This is a genomic window from Pseudomonas sp. PGPR40 (assembly GCF_022014505.1).
GTDB lineage: Bacteria > Pseudomonadota > Gammaproteobacteria > Pseudomonadales > Pseudomonadaceae > Aquipseudomonas.
Genome location: NZ_JAKLSP010000006.1, coordinates 98,638 through 116,288, shown reverse-complemented (window position 1 = coordinate 116,288; position 17,651 = coordinate 98,638). Strand labels below are relative to the sequence as shown.

At 58.9% G+C, this 17,651-nt stretch carries 15 protein-coding genes; 7 read left to right on the top strand and 8 right to left on the bottom strand.

What is annotated here, in order from left to right; all coding sequences use genetic code 11:
* Window positions 1-9 precede the first annotated feature (9 nt).
* The 4 genes from MEB48_RS07650 to MEB48_RS07635 all read right to left on the bottom strand — a co-directional run bounded on the left by MEB48_RS07650 (window position 10) and on the right by MEB48_RS07635 (window position 5,445).
* Entirely contained in the window at window positions 10-558 is a 549-nt protein-coding gene (locus MEB48_RS07650) for a cupin domain-containing protein (RefSeq protein WP_007895886.1), read from the bottom strand.
* Window positions 559-1,001: 443 nt separating this feature from the next.
* The gene (locus MEB48_RS07645; RefSeq protein ID WP_237883343.1) at window positions 1,002-2,285 is read right to left on the bottom strand and encodes an NAD(P)/FAD-dependent oxidoreductase; all 1,284 of its coding nucleotides are present in this window, start codon (window positions 2,283-2,285) and stop codon (window positions 1,002-1,004) included.
* A gap of 52 nt (window positions 2,286-2,337) precedes the next feature.
* Window positions 2,338-3,828, bottom strand: coding sequence for an aldehyde dehydrogenase (locus tag MEB48_RS07640; protein WP_237883341.1), 1,491 nt, complete (start codon window positions 3,826-3,828; stop codon window positions 2,338-2,340).
* A gap of 240 nt (window positions 3,829-4,068) precedes the next feature.
* The gene (locus tag MEB48_RS07635) at window positions 4,069-5,445 is read right to left on the bottom strand and encodes a glutamine synthetase family protein (protein ID WP_237883340.1); all 1,377 of its coding nucleotides are present in this window, start codon (window positions 5,443-5,445) and stop codon (window positions 4,069-4,071) included.
* Between the two features lie 280 nt (window positions 5,446-5,725).
* Here MEB48_RS07635 and MEB48_RS07630 point away from each other — a divergent pair, with 280 nt between their 5' ends.
* The 5 genes from MEB48_RS07630 to MEB48_RS07610 all read left to right on the top strand — a co-directional run bounded on the left by MEB48_RS07630 (window position 5,726) and on the right by MEB48_RS07610 (window position 11,007).
* The gene (locus MEB48_RS07630; RefSeq protein ID WP_237883338.1) at window positions 5,726-6,487 is read left to right on the top strand and encodes a gamma-glutamyl-gamma-aminobutyrate hydrolase family protein; all 762 of its coding nucleotides are present in this window, start codon (window positions 5,726-5,728) and stop codon (window positions 6,485-6,487) included.
* Between the two features lie 347 nt (window positions 6,488-6,834).
* Complete coding sequence (gene potA / locus MEB48_RS07625) at window positions 6,835-7,977, top strand: polyamine ABC transporter ATP-binding protein (protein WP_008068177.1); 1,143 nt, start codon at window positions 6,835-6,837, stop codon at window positions 7,975-7,977.
* 29 nt (window positions 7,978-8,006) lie between these two features.
* Entirely contained in the window at window positions 8,007-8,888 is an 882-nt protein-coding gene (locus MEB48_RS07620) for an ABC transporter permease subunit (protein ID WP_237883486.1), read from the top strand.
* Entirely contained in the window at window positions 8,885-9,769 is an 885-nt protein-coding gene (locus MEB48_RS07615; RefSeq protein ID WP_237883336.1) for an ABC transporter permease subunit, read from the top strand. Before MEB48_RS07620 ends, MEB48_RS07615 begins: the two co-directional genes overlap by 4 nt.
* 140 nt (window positions 9,770-9,909) lie before the next feature.
* On the top strand, window positions 9,910-11,007 hold the full coding sequence (locus MEB48_RS07610; protein ID WP_237883334.1) for a polyamine ABC transporter substrate-binding protein: 1,098 nt from the start codon (window positions 9,910-9,912) through the stop codon (window positions 11,005-11,007).
* A gap of 245 nt (window positions 11,008-11,252) precedes the next feature.
* Here the strand turns inward: MEB48_RS07610 and thpR are convergent, their stop codons facing one another.
* Window positions 11,253-11,792, bottom strand: a complete 540-nt coding sequence (thpR, locus tag MEB48_RS07605; protein WP_237883333.1) for an RNA 2',3'-cyclic phosphodiesterase — start codon at window positions 11,790-11,792, stop codon at window positions 11,253-11,255.
* Between the two features lie 126 nt (window positions 11,793-11,918).
* Here thpR and MEB48_RS07600 point away from each other — a divergent pair, with 126 nt between their 5' ends.
* Window positions 11,919-12,113: a hypothetical protein gene (locus MEB48_RS07600; RefSeq protein ID WP_237883331.1), complete on the top strand. Its 195-nt coding sequence runs from the start codon at window positions 11,919-11,921 to the stop codon at window positions 12,111-12,113.
* A gap of 14 nt (window positions 12,114-12,127) precedes the next feature.
* On the opposite strand, the gene MEB48_RS07595 is transcribed toward MEB48_RS07600, so the two are convergent.
* Together MEB48_RS07595 and MEB48_RS07590 are read right to left on the bottom strand one after the other, a co-directional pair.
* On the bottom strand, window positions 12,128-12,481 hold the full coding sequence (locus MEB48_RS07595) for a DUF1428 domain-containing protein (RefSeq protein WP_237883329.1): 354 nt from the start codon (window positions 12,479-12,481) through the stop codon (window positions 12,128-12,130).
* A 16-nt stretch (window positions 12,482-12,497) separates the two neighbouring features.
* Window positions 12,498-13,571, bottom strand: a complete 1,074-nt coding sequence (locus MEB48_RS07590; RefSeq protein ID WP_237883327.1) for a hypothetical protein — start codon at window positions 13,569-13,571, stop codon at window positions 12,498-12,500.
* A 456-nt stretch (window positions 13,572-14,027) separates the two neighbouring features.
* Between MEB48_RS07590 and MEB48_RS07585 the strand changes: the two genes are divergently transcribed.
* The gene (locus MEB48_RS07585) at window positions 14,028-14,288 is read left to right on the top strand and encodes a hypothetical protein (protein WP_237883325.1); all 261 of its coding nucleotides are present in this window, start codon (window positions 14,028-14,030) and stop codon (window positions 14,286-14,288) included.
* 7 nt (window positions 14,289-14,295) lie between these two features.
* Here the strand turns inward: MEB48_RS07585 and MEB48_RS07580 are convergent, their stop codons facing one another.
* Window positions 14,296-17,496, bottom strand: a complete 3,201-nt coding sequence (locus MEB48_RS07580; RefSeq protein WP_237883323.1) for a glycogen debranching N-terminal domain-containing protein — start codon at window positions 17,494-17,496, stop codon at window positions 14,296-14,298.
* Window positions 17,497-17,651 lie beyond the last annotated feature (155 nt).

Sequence of the window (17,651 nt, the reverse complement as noted above, 5' to 3'; positions counted from 1 at the left end):
CTATCGATATCAGAAGTTAGCCGGGGTGTTGGCGCTGATGATTTCCGCCTCATCGGCCCCAATATTCCGAAACCGATGTGGCAAAGTCGTCGGAAAGTAATACCCATCCCCGGCATTCAGCACACTAATCTGCCCGTCCACCGTCAACTCGACCGTGCCACGGGTAACCAACCCACACTCCTCTCCCTCAGAATGCACAATCGGCTCTTCCCCCGAACTCGCCCCAGGCGCGTACTGCTCGCGCAAAAGCCGCATCTGCCGACTCGGCACCGAAGCGCCAATCAGCAACAACCGCAGACCATGACGCCCCAGATCCGGCTGTTCATTGGCGCGGAACACGTATTGGTGCTCGCGAGGCGGTTGGTCGAAGGTGAAGAAGTCCGCCAAGGACATGGGAATGCCTTCGAGCAGTTTTTTCAGGGAGCTGACGGAGGGACTGACGCGATTCTGTTCGATCAGGGAGATGGTGGCATTGGTGACGCCGCTACGCCGGGCCAGCTCGCGCTGGGACAGCTTGTAGCTTTCGCGTACTAATTTGAGTCGTGAGCCCGTGTCCATGACAGCCTTATGTGAGAACGACTTAAGGGGTAATGGGGGTGGATGGCGGGCGACTTTTGGCCGCGAAGAACACCGATTCCCTGTCCCAAAAACGTGAGAGGCGGTATTAAATCACGTTTGTTGGTGTTGCTCAGCAGGTTCGATAAACGGCTGACAAAAAAGCCGAGCAGCCCTCATATTAGTCAGTTCAGATGCAGAAACTGTAGGAGTGAGCTTGCCCGCGAAGGCGGTGTGTCAGGCGATATCAATGGCGACTGTGCAGCCGCCTTCGCGGGCAAGCCTCGCTCCTACAAGGGAACGCGGTGCATAAACTTTCTGTGCCCGACACATCATCCTGTAGGAGCGAGGCTTGCTCGCGAAAGCGGTCTGCCAGTCGACATTGATGCTGAATGTCCGGTCGTCTTCGCGAGCAAGCTCGGCTCCTACAGGGATTGCGCCTGGGTTTAGATGCCGAACCGGTCACGCAGCGCGTAATACGCCGCGCCCATGGCGGTGAGTGGGGCCTGGAAGGTGCGGCCGCCGAGCATGGGCATGTGCGGCAGGGAGGCGAAGGCGTCGAAGCGCTCGGCGTCGCCGCGGATCATTTCCGAGATGAGTTTGCCGGCCAGGTGCGAGCAAGTGACGCCGTGACCACTGTAGCCTTGCATGTAGTAGGCGTTCTTTTCGATGCGGCCGAATTGCGGCATGCGGGACATGGTCAGCAGGAAGTTGCCGGTCCAGCGGTAGTCGATTCTTACGTCCTTCAATTGCGGGAAGGTCTTGAGGATTTTTGGTTTGATCAGTTGTTCGATGTCGTCCGGCTCGCGAGCGCCGTAGACCACGCCGCCGCCGTACAGCAGGCGGTTGTCGGCGGTGAGACGGTAGTAGTCGAGCAGGTAGTTGCAGTCTTCGACGCAGTAATTGTGGGTGATCAGGCTGCGGGCGACTTTTTCGGACAGCGGTTCGGTGACGACGATTTGCGAGCCGCAGGGCATGCTTTTGCGCGTGACGCGGTTGTCGAGGTCTTGAGGCAGGTAGGCGTTGCCCGCGATCAGCAGGTACTTGGCCCGCACCACGCCTTTGGCGGTGCGTACGGTGATCGGTTCGCCATAGGTGATTTCCACGGCGGCGGATTGTTCGTAGATTTTGCCGCCCAGGCTGATGATCGCGGCAGCTTCGCCCAGAGCCAGGTTGAGCGGATGGATGTGACCACCCTGCATGTCGAGCAGGCCGCCGACGTAGTTGTCGCAACCGACTTCGCGCTGGATGTCAGCCGCGTCGAGCATTTTCAGGTTCTTGTTGCCATAGCGCTCCCAGCTGCTCTTTTGCTCGACCAGGCCGTTGAGTTGCTTTTTGTTCAGCGCTGCGAAGATGCCGCCGGGGCGGTAGTCGCATTTGATGTCGTACTCTTTGATGCGCGAGCGGATGATGTCGGCGCCTTCGAAGATCATGCTGCCAAGCACTTCGGCGGTTTTGTCGCCGTAGCGTTCTTCGATCACATCGACGTCACGGCTATAGGAGTTGACCAGTTGACCGCCGTTGCGACCGCTGGCGCCGAAGCCAACTTTGGCCGCTTCCAGCACGGTGACGCTATAGCCCGCTTCGCTGAGAAACAGCGCCGAGGATAGACCGGTGTAGCCGGCGCCGATCACGCAGACGTCGCACTCCACCAATTCTTCAAGAACCGGATAATCACCGATCTGATTACGAGTCGCAGCGTAGTAGCTGTTTACATGAGTCTGTTTCATACGTTTCTCCGAGGGCCGCCAACCTATGCCGGCGACCGCCGCTGTAAAGGTGTTAGAGCTTGATCCAGGTCGCTTTGAGTTCGGTGTATTTGTCGAACGCGTGCAGCGATTTGTCCCGGCCGTTACCCGACTGCTTGAACCCGCCGAACGGCGCGGTCATGTCGCCGCCGTCGTATTGGTTGATCCAGACACTGCCGGCGCGCAAGCCGCGAGCGAAGGTGTGGGCCTTGCTGAGGTTGCTGGTCCACACGCCGGCGGCGAGACCGAAGATGCTGTCGTTGGCGATCTGCAGCGCTTCTTCAGCGGTATCGAAGGTGATCAGTGACAGAACCGGCCCGAAGATTTCTTCCCGGGCGATGGTCATCGCGTTGGTCACGCCGTCGAAAATCGCCGGTTCCACGTACAGGCCACCGGTGTGTTCGAGGGTGCGGCTGCCGCCAGCGATCAGTTGCGCGCCCTGCTCTTTACCGACCTGGATGTAGCGCAGCACGTTCTCCAGTTGGCGCTGATCGACGACCGCGCCGACGGTAGTTTCAGGATCGAGGGCATGCCCTGGTTTCCAGGCTTGCAGCGCTTCCACCAGCAATGGAATGAACTGCTCGCGGATCGAACGCTCCACCAGCAGGCGAGAGCCAGCGGTGCAGACTTCGCCCTGGTTGAAGGCAATCGCGCTGACCGCCGCTTGTGCTGCAGCGCGCAAATCCGGCGCATCGGCGAACACCACGTTCGGACTTTTGCCGCCCGCCTCTAGCCAGACGCGTTTCATGTTGCTCTGCCCGGCGTAGATCAGCAGTTGCTTGGCAATTGCGGTCGAGCCGGTGAAGGCCAGCACGTCGACGTCCATGTGCAACGCCAGCGCTTTGCCGACGGTGTGACCGAAGCCTGGCAGGACGTTGAACACGCCTTGGGGGATGCCAGCGTCGAGGGCCAATTGCGCGATGCGAATCGCGGTCAGTGGTGACTTTTCCGAAGGCTTGAGAATGAACGAGTTGCCCGCCGCCAGGGCTGGGGCGAACTTCCAGCTGGCCATGATCAGCGGGAAATTCCACGGCACGATGGCGGCGACCACGCCTGTCGGTTCACGGGTGATGAGGCCGAGTTGGTCGTGCGGTGTGGCGGCAACTTCGTCGTAGATCTTGTCGATGGCTTCGGCGCTCCAGCGGATCGCGTTGGCGGTCGCTGGAATGTCGATGCTCATGGAATCGCTGATCGGCTTGCCCATGTCGAGGGTTTCGAGCAGCGCCAGTTCTTCCTGGTTAGCCAGGATCAAGTCTGCGAAGCGAATCAAAATGCGCTTGCGCTCTGCGGGTGCCAACCGCGCCCAGATGCCGGATTCGAATGTGCGGCGCGCAACCTGCACGGCGGCATTGGCGTCGGCTTCGTCGGTGCTGGCGATGTTCGCCAGGAAGCGGCCGTCGACCGGGCTGATGCATTCGAAGGTATCGCCGCTGAGTGCCGGGCGGTATTGGCCGTCGATGAATGCGCGGCCTTCTAGTGTGAGGGACTGGAAGCGTTGCTCCCAATCGCTGCGAGTGTTTGTCATGGTTGTGACTCTACGCAGAGGAATAGTTGATCGTTGGATTGATGCCAACCAGTTAAGTATCAGAACACCGCAATCCACTGTGGGAGCGGGCTTGCTCGCGAAGAGGCCATCACATTCAACATTGATGGCGACTGACCCACCGCTTTCGCGAGCAAGCCCGCTCCCACAGTGGATTGCGGTGTTGCTCGCAAAACCTGTGTACGCCTACCTTTCAATCCTTGACTGACGGTGTTTGGTCCATCAAACCGTATGCAAGTACCAGTTGTACTCAAGGTCCGAAATGGAGTTTTCGAACTCGGCCAGTTCGCTTTCCTTGCACGCGACGAACACGTCGATGTACAGCGGGTCGATGTAGCGCGCCATGACTTCGCTGTCGTCCAGCTCACGCAAGGCATCGCGCAGGTTGTTTGGCAGGCTCTGTTCGTTCTGCTCGTAGCTGTTGCCTTCCACCGGGGCGCCCGGTTCGATTTCGTTGGTCAGGCCATGGTGAATACCGGCCAAAACAGAAGCCATCAACAGGTACGGGTTGGCATCGGCGCCGGCAACACGGTGTTCGATGCGCACGGCATCCGCCGAACCAGTGGGCACACGCACCGCTACGGTACGGTTGTCGATGCCCCAGCTTGGCGAGTTCGGTACGTAGAACTGCGCGCCGAAACGGCGGTACGAGTTGACGTTCGGGCAGAGGAACGCCATCTGCGCCGGCAGGGTCTCGAGCACACCGCCGATCGCGTGACGCAGTGCGGCGTTCTGCTCGGGATCCTCGCTGGCAAAGATGTTGTTGCCTTCTTTGTCGAGAATCGAAATGTGCACGTGCAAACCATTGCCCGCCTGGCCCGGATACGGCTTGGCCATGAAGGTGGTGTCCATCTCGTGGTCGTAGGCGATGTTCTTCACCAGACGCTTGAGCAACACCGCGTAGTCGCAGGCCTTTATAGGGTCGGAGACGTGATGCAGGTTCACTTCGAATTGCGCCGGGGCGCTTTCCTTGACGATGGCGTCGGCAGGAATGCCCTGCTCTTTCGCGCCTTCGAGGATGTCTTGCAGGCAGTCGACGTACTCGTCCAGATCGTCGATCAGGTACACCTGAGTCGACATCGGACGTTTGCCCGAAACCGGCGAACGTGGCGACTGCGGACGACCGTTCACGTTGTCCTGGTCGATCAGGTAGAACTCGAGTTCGAACGCCGCGCAAATGGTCAGGCCCATGTCATCGAACTTGCTCACCACTTGACGCAGCACTTCACGCGGGTCAGCGAAGAACGGCTGGCCCTCGAGTTCGTGCATGGTCATTAACAGCTGCGCGGTCGGGCGCTTCTGCCAGGGTTCGATGCTGAGGGTATTGGGGATGGGGAAGCAGATTCGATCCGAGTCGCCAATGTCCAGACCCAGGCCGGTGCTTTCCACCGTAGAGCCGTTGATGTCCAGGGCAAACAGTGACGCCGGGAGATTAATGCCTTTTTCGTAAACCTTATGAAGACTGGTGCGTTCGATGCGCTTGCCGCGCACCACACCGTTCATATCCGCAATCAGAAGGTCGACGTACAAAACCTCAGGATATTTCTTAAGGAATGCGTTTGCTTCGTTGAGTTGAACGGCACGCAGAGGGACCGACATGATGCACCTATTAGCTGTTAATTATTATGTTCACTACCCTTTCACGAGCTCAGTCAATCCGAAAGGCAAAGTGAAGTCAATAGCGAACACTTGGCCTTTCAACCTTTATTTTCTGGCCTTTTTTGGGCACAAGAGTGCCAGATCAATCTTGCGTACCGCGTAATTCCTGAAGATCGGACGCGTGGCGTTTAGAATTTTTTACAGGAGAGTTGTTAATTAAAATCAACAAGGCTAAGCTCCGGAAAAGCTCGTCCAAGTGTGAAACTTCGAGGTGATAAAAATGGCATTCAAGCCATTGATCGGCGTTACTGCGTGCGTCAAACAGATTGGCCTGCACCCCTACCACGTCAGCGGCGACAAGTATTTGCGTGCTGTCAGCGTCGCGGCTTTGGGGTTGCCAGTGGTCATTCCTTCCTTAGGCGATCTGACCGAAATCGATGACCTGCTCGCGCAGCTCGACGGTCTGTTGCTGACCGGCTCGCCATCGAATGTGGAACCCTTCCACTATCAAGGCCCGGCCAGTGCCCCCGGTACGGATCACGATCCGCAACGAGACGCCACCACCCTGCCCTTATTGCGCGCAGCCATTGCCGCCGGTGTGCCGGTACTTGGCATCTGCCGGGGCTTTCAGGAAATGAACGTGGCGTTCGGTGGCAGCCTGCATCAGAAGGTGCATGAACTGCCCGGCATGCTTGATCACCGGGAAGCGGATCATCCGGATTTGGCCGTGCAATACGCACCAGCTCATGCGGTGAATGTGCAATCGGGTGGTGTGTTCGAAGCACTGGATTTGCCGGAGGTGTTCCAGGTCAATTCGATTCACAGCCAGGGCATTGATCGACTCGCTCCCGGCCTGCGCGCCGAGGCTGTCGCACCGGATGGTTTGATCGAGGCGATCTCCGTCGAGCACAGCAAGGCCTTCGCCGTCGGCGTGCAATGGCACCCGGAATGGCAGGTGCTTTCGAACCCCCTCTATTTGAGTATTTTCCAGGCGTTTGGCGACGCGTGCCGGCTAAGGGCGACACTGCGTAATACGCGCTGACGTCAAAAAGCTTTCAACGATTTAACTGCCCCCGTGAGTCAGGCGGGCGTGCCTTTGCGCGCCGGTCGCTCACGTAATAGATGAACCGTAATAACAACAAGCACGACCAGGCAGCCAGGACGACGGTGCCGAATAAGCCCTCCGGTACGGGTAAACGCAAATCCCTGTAGGAGCGAGGCTTGCCCGCGAAGGCGGTGTGTCAGTCGACATCATCGTTGTTTGATACACCGCCTTCGCGGGCAAACCTCGCTCCTACGGGGGGCGGCGTTATGACTGGCATCGGATTGCAATCCACTCTTAAGTCAGGCCGCGTTGGCCCGACGACTGAAACCTGTTGGGAGTTTCATATGGCAAACGCCTCCAGCATCTACAGGAAGGCTCTTGAAGGTCACCAGGCACCGAAAAAGGTGTTGGTGAAAGTCGACCGCGTCACCAAGAAATTCGACGAAACCACCGCTGTGGACGATGTGTCTCTGGAGATTCATCAAGGGGAAATCTTCGCCCTGCTCGGTGGTTCCGGCTCGGGTAAATCGACGCTGCTGCGCATGCTCGCCGGCTTCGAGCGCCCGACCGAAGGGCGGATTCTGCTTGACGGTGTCGACATCACCGACATGCCGCCGTACGAGCGGCCAATCAACATGATGTTCCAGTCCTACGCGCTGTTCCCGCACATGACGGTGGCACAGAACATCGCCTTCGGCCTCAAGCAGGACCGTTTGCCCGCCAGCGAAATCGACGCCCGTGTCGAAGAAATGCTGCGGCTGGTGCACATGACCCAGTACGCCAAACGCAAGCCGCATCAGTTGTCCGGCGGCCAGCGTCAGCGTGTGGCACTGGCGCGTTCCTTGGCCAAGCGTCCGAAACTGTTGTTGCTCGATGAACCGATGGGCGCGCTGGATAAAAAGCTGCGCTCGCAGATGCAACTGGAGCTGGTGGAAATCATCGAGCGGGTCGGCGTGACCTGCGTGATGGTGACCCACGATCAGGAAGAGGCCATGACCATGGCCGAACGCATCGCCATCATGCACCTGGGCTGGATCGCCCAGATCGGCAGTCCGGTGGATATTTACGAAGCGCCGGTCAGCCGCATGGTCTGTGAGTTCATCGGCAATGTGAACGCCTTCGACGGCACCGTGGTCGAGGACCTGGAAGGTCACGCGATCATTCACAGCCCGGACCTTGCGCAGAAGATCTATGTCGGCCACGGCGTGAGCACGTCGGTGCAGGACAAGTCGATCACCTACGCCATCCGCCCGGAAAAAATGCTGGTCAGCACCCTCAAGCCCGAGACTCGCTACAACTGGTCCGAGGGCAAGGTGCATGACATCGCCTATCTCGGCGGTCACTCGGTGTTTTACGTGGAACTGCCCGGCGGCAAGATCGTCCAGTCGTTCATGGCAAACGCCGAACGCCGTGGCGCGCGCCCGACCTGGGACGATCAGGTCTACGTGTGGTGGGAAGACGACAGCGGCGTGGTACTGCGCTCATGAGAACCTTCAATCAGCAGTTCCTGCGCCTGGTGCCCAGTGGCCGCAAACTGGTCATCGGCATTCCGTTTCTGTGGCTGTGCCTGTTTTTCCTGTTGCCGTTCTTCCTGGTGATGAAGATCAGCTTCTCGGAAGCGGCCCTGGCCATTCCACCCTACTCCGAGATTTACACCTTCGCCGAGCAGAAATTTCAGCTGCTGCTGAACATCGGCAACTACTCGCTGCTGACCGAAGATGAGTTGTACATCTCGGCCTACTTCGGCTCGTTGAAGGTCGCATTTTTAAGCACGCTGATGTGCCTGGTGATCGGCTTTCCGATGGCCTATGCGATCACCAAGGCCAACAGGGAAACGCAGAACGTTCTGCTGCTGTTGATCATGATGCCGACCTGGACCGCGATCCTGATCCGCGTCTATGCGTGGATGGGCATTCTCAGCAACAACGGTTTATTCAATGCATTCCTGATGTGGACCGGGCTCACGTCGCAGCCGATCGAGATCCTCAACACCAACACGGCGGTCTATATCGGGGTGGTTTACGCGTACTTGCCGTTCATGGTGTTGCCGCTGTACGCCAACCTGGTGAAGCACGATCACAGCTTGCTGGAAGCCGCGTCGGACCTGGGCTCGAGCAACTTCAACAACTTCTGGAAAATCACTGTGCCGCTGGCCAGGAACGGGATCATTGCCGGTTGCATGCTGGTGTTCATCCCGGTGGTCGGTGAGTTTGTGATTCCGGAACTGTTGGGCGGCCCGGAAACCCTGATGATCGGCCGCGTGCTGTGGCAGGAGTTCTTCAACAACCGCGACTGGCCGGTGGCATCCGCCCTGGCGGTGGTGATGCTGGCGATTCTGATTGTGCCGATTCTGCTGTTCAACCGCAGCCAGGCCAAAGAGATGGAGGGACGGGGATGAAACGCTTCGGATTTTCAAAGTTCATGCTGATTTTCGGCCTGTCGTTTATCTACCTGCCGATGCTGATTCTGGTGATCTATTCGTTCAACGCCTCGAAACTGGTGACGGTGTGGGGCGGCTGGTCGGTGAAGTGGTACGTCGGCCTGCTCGACAACACGCAACTGATGGGCTCGGTGATGCGCTCACTGGAAATCGCCTGCTACACAGCAATTGCCGCCGTGGCGTTGGGCACCCTCGCCGCTTTCGTGCTCACCCGAGTGACGCGTTTCAAGGGACGTACGCTGTTTGGTGGCCTGGTGACGGCGCCGTTGGTGATGCCGGAAGTGATCACCGGTCTGTCGCTGTTGCTGCTGTTCGTGGCCATGGCGCAGTTGATCGGCTGGCCACAGGAGCGCGGTTTGGTGACGATCTGGATCGCGCACACTACATTCTGTGCGGCGTATGTGGCGGTGGTGGTGTCGGCGCGTTTGCGTGAGCTGGACCTGTCGATCGAAGAAGCGGCCATGGACTTGGGTGCCCGGCCGTTCAAGGTGTTCTTTCTGATCACCATTCCGATGATCGCGCCATCACTGGCGGCGGGCGGCATGATGTCGTTTGCCTTGTCGCTGGATGACCTGGTGTTGGCGAGTTTCGTCTCTGGGCCGGGCTCGACGACGTTGCCGATGGAAGTGTTCTCGGCAGTGCGCCTGGGTGTGAAGCCTGAGATCAATGCCGTGGCCAGTCTGATTCTGTTGGCGGTGTCGCTGGTGACGTTCCTGGTCTGGTACTTCAGCCGCAAGGCCGAAGCCACGCGCAAACGGGCGATCCAGGAAGCCATGGACCAGACCGCCAGCGAGTCGTGGCAGCAACCGAAAAATCAGCGAGTCGAAGCGACTGCTTAGCGCCTTACCTGTAGGAGCGAGGCTTGCCCGCGAAAAACGATGACGCATAATGCCTGAAAAACCGCGGTGCATTCTTCGCGGGCAAGCCTCGCTCCTACAATCGGTTTTGTGTTCTATAAAAAGAAAATGGAGTTGTACCGATGAAAATGTTTGGCAGGACTCTGCTGACACTGTCCTTATTGGGCGCGATGGTTACCGGTGCCCAGGCCAATGACAAGGTATTGCGCGTCTACAACTGGTCGGATTACATCGCCCCGGACACCGTCAAGAAGTTCGAAGACGAGACTGGCATCCGCGTGACTTACGATGTGTTCGACAGTAATGAAACCCTTGAGGCACGCTTGCTGGCCGGTAAATCCGGCTACGACATTGTGGTGCCGTCCAACAGTTTCCTGGCCAAGCAGATCAAGGCTGGTGTCTATCAGCCGCTGGATAAATCGAAGCTGCCGAACTGGAAAAACCTTAACCCGGTGCTGCTGAAAAACGCCTCTGCCAGCGATCCTGACAATGGCCATGCTTTCCCGTACATGTGGGGTTCGATCGGCATCGGTTACAACCCGGCCAAGGTCAAGGAAGTGCTGGGCACTGATGCGCCGGTGAACTCCTGGGACCTGCTGTTCAAACCGGAAAACGCCGCGAAGCTCAAAGCCTGCGGCATCAGTTTCCTTGATTCGCCGACAGAAATGCTCCCCGCCGCGCTGCACTATCTGGGTTACCCGGTGAACTCACAGGACAAGGCGCAGATCGCCGAAGCCGAAGCGCTGTTCATGAAAATTCGGCCGTCGGTGGCTTACTTCCACTCATCGAAATACATCTCCGACCTGGCCAACGGCAATATCTGCGTCGCCGTCGGTTACTCCGGTGACGTGCTGCAAGCCAAGGCCCGCGCCAAGGAAGCCGGCGACAAGGTGAAGATCGAATACAGCATCCCGAAAGAAGGCGCCGGCAGCTTTTATGACATGGTCGCCATCCCACGGGACGCGGCTAACGTCGACAACGCCTACCTGTTCATGAACTTCCTGATGCGCCCGGACATCATCGCCGAGGTCACCAACAACATTGGCTACAGCAACGCCAACGCGGCGGCCACGCCACTGGTGGATGAAGCGATTCGAAACGACCCGGGTTCCTACCCGCCGCAAGCGGTGATGGCGACGCTGTATGCGATTCCAGATATGCCGATCGGTATTCAGCGGGTGATGACCCGGGGCTGGACGCGAGTGAAGCTCGGTAAGTAAATGCGCCACACACATCAGATCTGATCGTTCCCACGCTCTGCGTGGGAATGCCTCCACGGACGCTCCGCGTTCGGCTCTGGAAGGGACGCGGAGCGTCCCGCGCTGCATTCCCACGCAGAGCGTGGGAACGATCATGTAGAACCCGTCCCCGCAGCGCCTTACCACCGTTGCACTCCTCTGTAGAAGAACGGCTTCACCTGGCTTCCTCGGTCAGGGTGAATTTCAGGCGCTCTCGGGCGCCTTTTTTATGCACAAACCAGCGGCCATTCGGCCAGCGCCCGATACCGGCCTTTATGGGATTCGAACAGCGAGAAGCGATCCGCACGCAGGAAAAACTCTGGCGGCGTAGCAGATTCAGGAACCGGCGCCCGGTAGTCGCGCATCAGGGTCAAATGCGGACGAAATTCTCGACGGGTGTCTTCAAAGCCAAACGGCAACATGGCCTGCTCCAGCGCATACACCAACTGCAGCAACTCAGGTTCTGCTTGCGCCGGCGCCAGCAACAAAACCCCGGAGCGGCGCCAGACGTCCAGACGATCAAGCACAACCATCAACGGCACGCCGGGCATCCGCACATTGGCGGCGGCCTCGCAGACGCCCGCTATCTGCGCCATCCCCACCGTGCCGAGGAACAGCAGCGTCAGATGAAAGTTTTCCGCCGGCACCGGGCGTCCGACGTTGAGCCCCAGCGCGCTGCGCCATTGGGCGATGGCCCGGCGTTGTTCGGGCGCGCAGTTCAGGGCGAAGAACAGCCGTTTGAACGGCTCACGGGTTTCATCGCTCATGTCTGGCACCTCAAGGCTTTGGGGACCCTTTGATTTTACAAAGAGATACCACCCCAGCAAGTGCATTTCTGGCACGTGCCGGCATGCGCGTTATAGTTGAAGCAACCGAATCGACGGGAGGGCGCCATGCGTCAGATCATCAGCAAAGAGCCATGGTGGGCCGTGCCACCGAAGCCTGGCCAGGATGAGTCCGAGCTGGAATGGGGCTGGCTGGTTCACTACAACGAAGGCGAGCCGCGCTTCGAGTTCATCAAGGAGCGACCAACGGACAGCGAGATTCGTAACCGCAAGAGTTGCAGGACCGCCCCGACGCCGGAGTGATCCTGCCGCTCGCTTCAAGCTTTGACGATCATATCGAAACCGCCAAAAATCATGCGCTGACCGTCAAACGGCATTGGATTGACGTCGGGTTGCATCCGCGGATCGCTCATGAGTTTCGCCATCCCGGCGTCACGGGTGGCCTTGTCGGGCCAGACGATCCAGGAAAACACCACGGTTTCGTCTTCCTTGAGTTTTACCGCCATGGGAAATGAGGTCACTTTGCCATCGGGCACGTCATCGCCCCAGCATTCAGCGAGGCTCAGGGCGCCGCTTTCTTTGAATATCTCTGCGGCGGTTTGCGCATGTTGCTTGAATTTTTCGCGGTTGGCGGTGGGTACTGCTGCGACGAAGCCATCGACGTAAGCCATGATCGTTTTCCTCAGGTTATGGGTTGATCCGCTGGGTAGTCGAATCAGCGTGGCTCCAATCGACAGTTGCTGCTTCCAGGCCGACCGATGGCTCGGCTGGCTGTTCGAGGGTGAGCGCCAGGCTGCCCTCAATCTGCCTGGCCATGTACAACGTTCCGGCCATGACGCCGGTGGCGGGGTTATCCACCAGCTTCACCCATGCCTTGTCGAACGAGTTGCCCAGGCTGCTGCGGATCAGTGCCTCGCTGTCAGGCCGGTCGTTGGCCTGAATAATCGCGCGCACCCCCGCCACTCCCACGGAAATCAACGCCCCGGCCGCCTTTCCCGCCACGGCCGCCACCGCGCTGGCCGCCCCTCGCGGGGCCATTTCGGCTTCTATTCGTCGGCTGGCACGCTTGGCCACGGGCCCCATGCCGGCGTCCGTCGAAGCAATGCCCTTCTCGCCTCCTGCCGTGTGGATCCTCTCGATCAGCGCCAGGTAGGCCGGCAACGTGCTCAGCTCGGCATGCACCACCTGATACAACGAAGCGTCACGGGCGGGCGGCGGGCCCAGTGAGATGGCCGGGACTTTCTGGATGCGCTGGTTGAGCTGTGCCATCGGCACGCCATGACGCTTGGAGATAACTTCGAGTTGCTGACCCATCAGCTGCACATAAAACTCCGTCGCCTGCCCGAGGATCGCGTCGGGATCGATTTCCACCGCCACCGGCTTCAACACGCGCTGGTGATACTGCTCCAGCAGATAAGCCGACAGGCGTTTGGTCGTCGCATCCTGCTCATCCCCGGCATTGATGGCGTACCAACTGACTTTCATCGACAGCCATTCCTGGGTCCAGTAGCTGCTGAACCACGGAATGAAGACTTCTTCGGTTTGTTGATAAACCCGCGTGCGCCAATGCTCCATGGACCCGCGGGCGTAGACCCTGGCCTGTTCGGTGGCCTGTTGCGAAGCGGCGACAATCTCCCGGTCCACCTGCTGCCAGGTGCTCTGGGACACCACCACCGGCACCACGATTACCGGCGCAGGCGTGGGCGTGGCGCATCCCGCCAGTATCACCAACACAGCGACGATCAGCGCACGCAGGTTCAAGATTGCGGTGTCCTACAGTTTTCGCCGAACGGGGTGTGCGGCGCTAAAGAACATGCTCATTTGAGTATAGATCGGGGGCGGGCTCCGTCCGTCAGATGAATGGAGGGCGCCCTTAAGGACGCCTTCGCGAGCAAGCCCGCTCCCACATTGGATCGCCTGCGTACACAAATCTTGTGTCCAACAGTGATCCAATGTGGGAGCGGGCTTGCTCGCGAATAGGCCCTCAAGACCACTGAAGATCGCCACCATCATTCACATCAATATTCACCATCGCCACGAATGCCTTCCGCAAAAAAAACCTCAGGCGCAGGATCAACTTCATCCCCATTTGAACCCCGCACCGGAGGGGCAAATCATGTTGACCCATCTCCTGACCTGCCTGGCCCTGACGGCCGTCACCCTGACCCTGTTTTCCCGCTTTGTGCTGGATATCGGTCAAACCGAGGAGCCGAAATCATGATTCATTCCGTCAGCCTCGCCGTGAGTTTTCCGGTGTTCGGCAGCAACTACTATTCGCAGCAGGTCGTGTCTCGCAAAGCAGTCGCGTTGGTGTTCGACGAGCACTTCGAGGCCTTGCTGATGCCGGCAGCGGCCAATCACTTCAGTAACGAAGTGGTCGGGTTCAACGATCAGTTCCGCTTTTTGAATGATGTGCTGGTCGAGCATCTGCTGGAGACTGAAATGGCTCAGCGTCCATCACAAGCGTTCACTTTCTGACACGCTGCTAACTGGTACTCAGGATCCGCACCGGGCCCTGCCGATTTAGCACTTCGATCATGACGTTTTCCCCCGAACGCCTGAGCATCAAGTCCACACATTCAGCACCCACTGCCAAACGCCGCAAGGCGATGGTGTCCAGAAACGCCGGGAGCACCGGTTCGTCGAACAGGATGTTGAGTTTCCTCGGTCTGAAGCTCATCCCCAGGCACGACTGAATCATCGACAACGGCGCAGCAGCGGCCCAGGCCTGGGGCATGCAGGCCACTGGATAGAACGTCGGCCCTTGGGTGCGTTGCCGGGCAAAGCCGCAGAACAGTTCGGGCAGGCGCCGCAGATCGATGTAGGTCGACGCGGCGAACAGGCCTTCGAAAATCCGCGCCGCGTCCCGACGGTAACCATAGCGGGCGAAGCCGGCAGCGATCAGCGCATTGTCCTGAGGCCAGACGGAGCCATTGTGATAACTCATCGGGTTATAGCGAGCCTGGGAAGATGCGACGGTGCGCACACCCCAGCCGGAAAAGGATGAGCGGTCCATCAGGGCGTCGACGACCGATGCCGCCCGTTCCGGGTAAGCGATGCCCGCGAACAGGGCGTGGCCGGCATTGGAGGTACGGATTCGACAGGGCTTTTTATTGCCGTCCAGCGCCAATACATACGTGCCCAGTTCTTCGTCGAAAAAACGGTTATCGAATTCTTCGCGCAAGCGTTGAGCTTTGTATTTCAAGTGTTGGGCCCGGTCCGGATCACCCAGCCGACGGGCGATTTTAGCAGCGCCGGTCCAGGCGCCGTATACGTAGGCCTGAACTTCGACAATCGCAATCGGGCCCACAGCCATCTGCCCATCGGCATGGAAAACCGAATCGTGGCTGTCTTTCCAACCCTGGTTAATCAGCCCCTCGGCGGATTGCCGGCCATATTCGACAAAACCATCGCCATCCCGGTCGCCGTACGCCTCGATCCAGTTCAGCGCCGCTTCGATATTGGGCCAAAGCAGACGCAGCGTGCCCAAGTCATTGGTGCGTTCCAGGTAGGCGGCGGCGAGCATGACGAACAGTGGTGTGGAGTCGATGCTGCCGTAGTAGCGTCTGAACGGCACCTCGCCCAACTCGGCCATTTCCCCCAGCCTTATTTCGTGCAGGATTTTACCGGGCTCGGAATCAGCGTGAGGGTCGACGATGGTTGCCTGATTGGCGGCCAGATGCCCGAGCACGCCTTTGGCGATACCGGGATCGAACCACAGCATCTCCCATGCCGTGATCAGCGCATCTCGTCCGAAAACGGTGCTGAACCATGGAATGCCGGCATAGGGATATAGCCCCTCGGGGGTTTTGGTCATGAGCATGTAGAGGTCGGAAACGCTGCGGCTGACCGCCTCGTTGAACACATCGTGGGAGGTCACCACAGAGGCCGCCCGCGAAGAGAATGTGCGCAACTCGCGCCGGGAATCGCGCAATGAAATAAAGAACCCGTGGCGTACCGAAAACGGCGGGTTCTGCACCCCGCAATTGATGTCCATGAACAGCGACTGGCTTTCCCCTGGGGCCAGACGGACCTCGAACAACGCCGAATCGCAGGTCAGGTTGGCGGGCACCGGGGCGAAACGCAGGCGGGTAATGCGCCGTTTGTGGTCCAGGCCGGTGTAGGAAAGTACTACTTCTTCATCGGTAATCTCTGCCCGATGCCCTTCTCCGCGTTGCGGACGCCGGGCACCGCGAACTTCGAACAGGTCTTTGAAGTCGGCCGCGAACTGGATCCTCAGTTGCAGATGCTGGGGCGAATCGTCGAAATTGCGCAGGGTGAGGCGTTCGTAGCAGGAGCCCTTCCACAAGAACCGTGAGCGGCGCAGATGGATCAAATCGTGGTGCAGGATTTTTTCACCATGAACATCGAACAGGTCCGGGTTGGTCAGGTCGCAGGTCAGCATCGCGTTGTCATCACGCAGCGTGGAACTGAGCAACAAGGGCCGCGCGCCGTTAAGTGTCAGATAGAGCCCGGACAGGTGTCGGGTATCGGTATGAAAAATCCCTTGCGGGCTGTCGTCCGCAAACAGCACGTCGCCGTTGGGATCGAATACCGCGAAGGTGTCGTTGTTTTTCAGGTTGCGCAAGCGCAACTCTTGCAGCGACGCGGTGGCCGGAATATCGAAGGGTGTGGAGGGATGGCCATAGGTGTTGCCCGCCGTCAGATGACGATATAACTCCAGATAGTGATGGGTCATACACTCGACCGTGAACCGTTCGTCGAACCTGGCCCGCACCTTGCGACGATCCAGCTCTGCCAAACGTTGCACCGCTGCTACCGCCCCTGGGATGCCATCGACGATATAACCGGACACGCCCTCGTCGATCACTTCCGGCACCGAGCCCTGACCAAATGCAATCACCGGCGTGCCGCAAGCCATGGCTTCGATCATGACCAGACCGAACGGCTCGGGCCAGTCGATGGGAAAGATCAATGCGCGGGCATTGCCCAGCAAGTCTGCCTTTTGGAATTCATCGATCTCGCCGAGAAATTCGACATTCGGATGAGTGGCGATCATCGGTGCGATGATTTCCTCCCAATAAACCTGATCAGCCTTGTCGACCTTGGCCGCGATCTTCAATGACAGCCCGGCCTTCGAGGCAATCTCGATGGCCCGGTCCGGGCGTTTTTCGGGAGAGATGCGCCCCAGAAACACCAGATAATCGCCGCTCGGTTCAGGATTGAAGGCCAGCAGATCGCCTGGAATGCCATGATAGACATTGCCCACCCAATTGACGTCGCCCTTCACCGGGGTGCGTTGCGCCTTGGAAATCGAAACCAGCGGCACTTCGGGAAAGTGATGGTAAAAGGATTGGTAGTCCGCAATGTCCAGACGTCCATGAAGCGTGGTGACGCTGCGTCCGGCCAAGTGTCGAATCAAGGGAAGATGGTAGGTATCGACATGAAAATGCAGCACGTCGAATTGATCCGCCTGATGCAGGACATGATCGAGCATCAAGATGTGATGAGGTAACCCGTCCTTGACGCGTGGATCGAACCGCAGGGCCTGCTGCGCGCCTGGCTCCAGGCGTGCCGAGGTTTGCGAATCGCCGCTGGCGAAGAGCGTGACATCATGTCCCTGGCGCACCAGCTCTTCGGTCAGATAAGACACGATCCGCTCAGTGCCACCGTACAAACGGGGCGGACAACGTTCGGTGAGCGGCGCGATCTGAGCGATCCTCATGGAGAGGCCCTCCGTCATGGGGTCGAAGGATAATGGCCTCCAGCACCTCGGCGTTTCCTCTCACTCGGATCTGGCGGCCCTGTCCTCGATTGACGGTACGCCTGCTGCAACAGTTCCATCCGGTTATAGGCCTTGGGGCTCACCGGTCGCCGCTC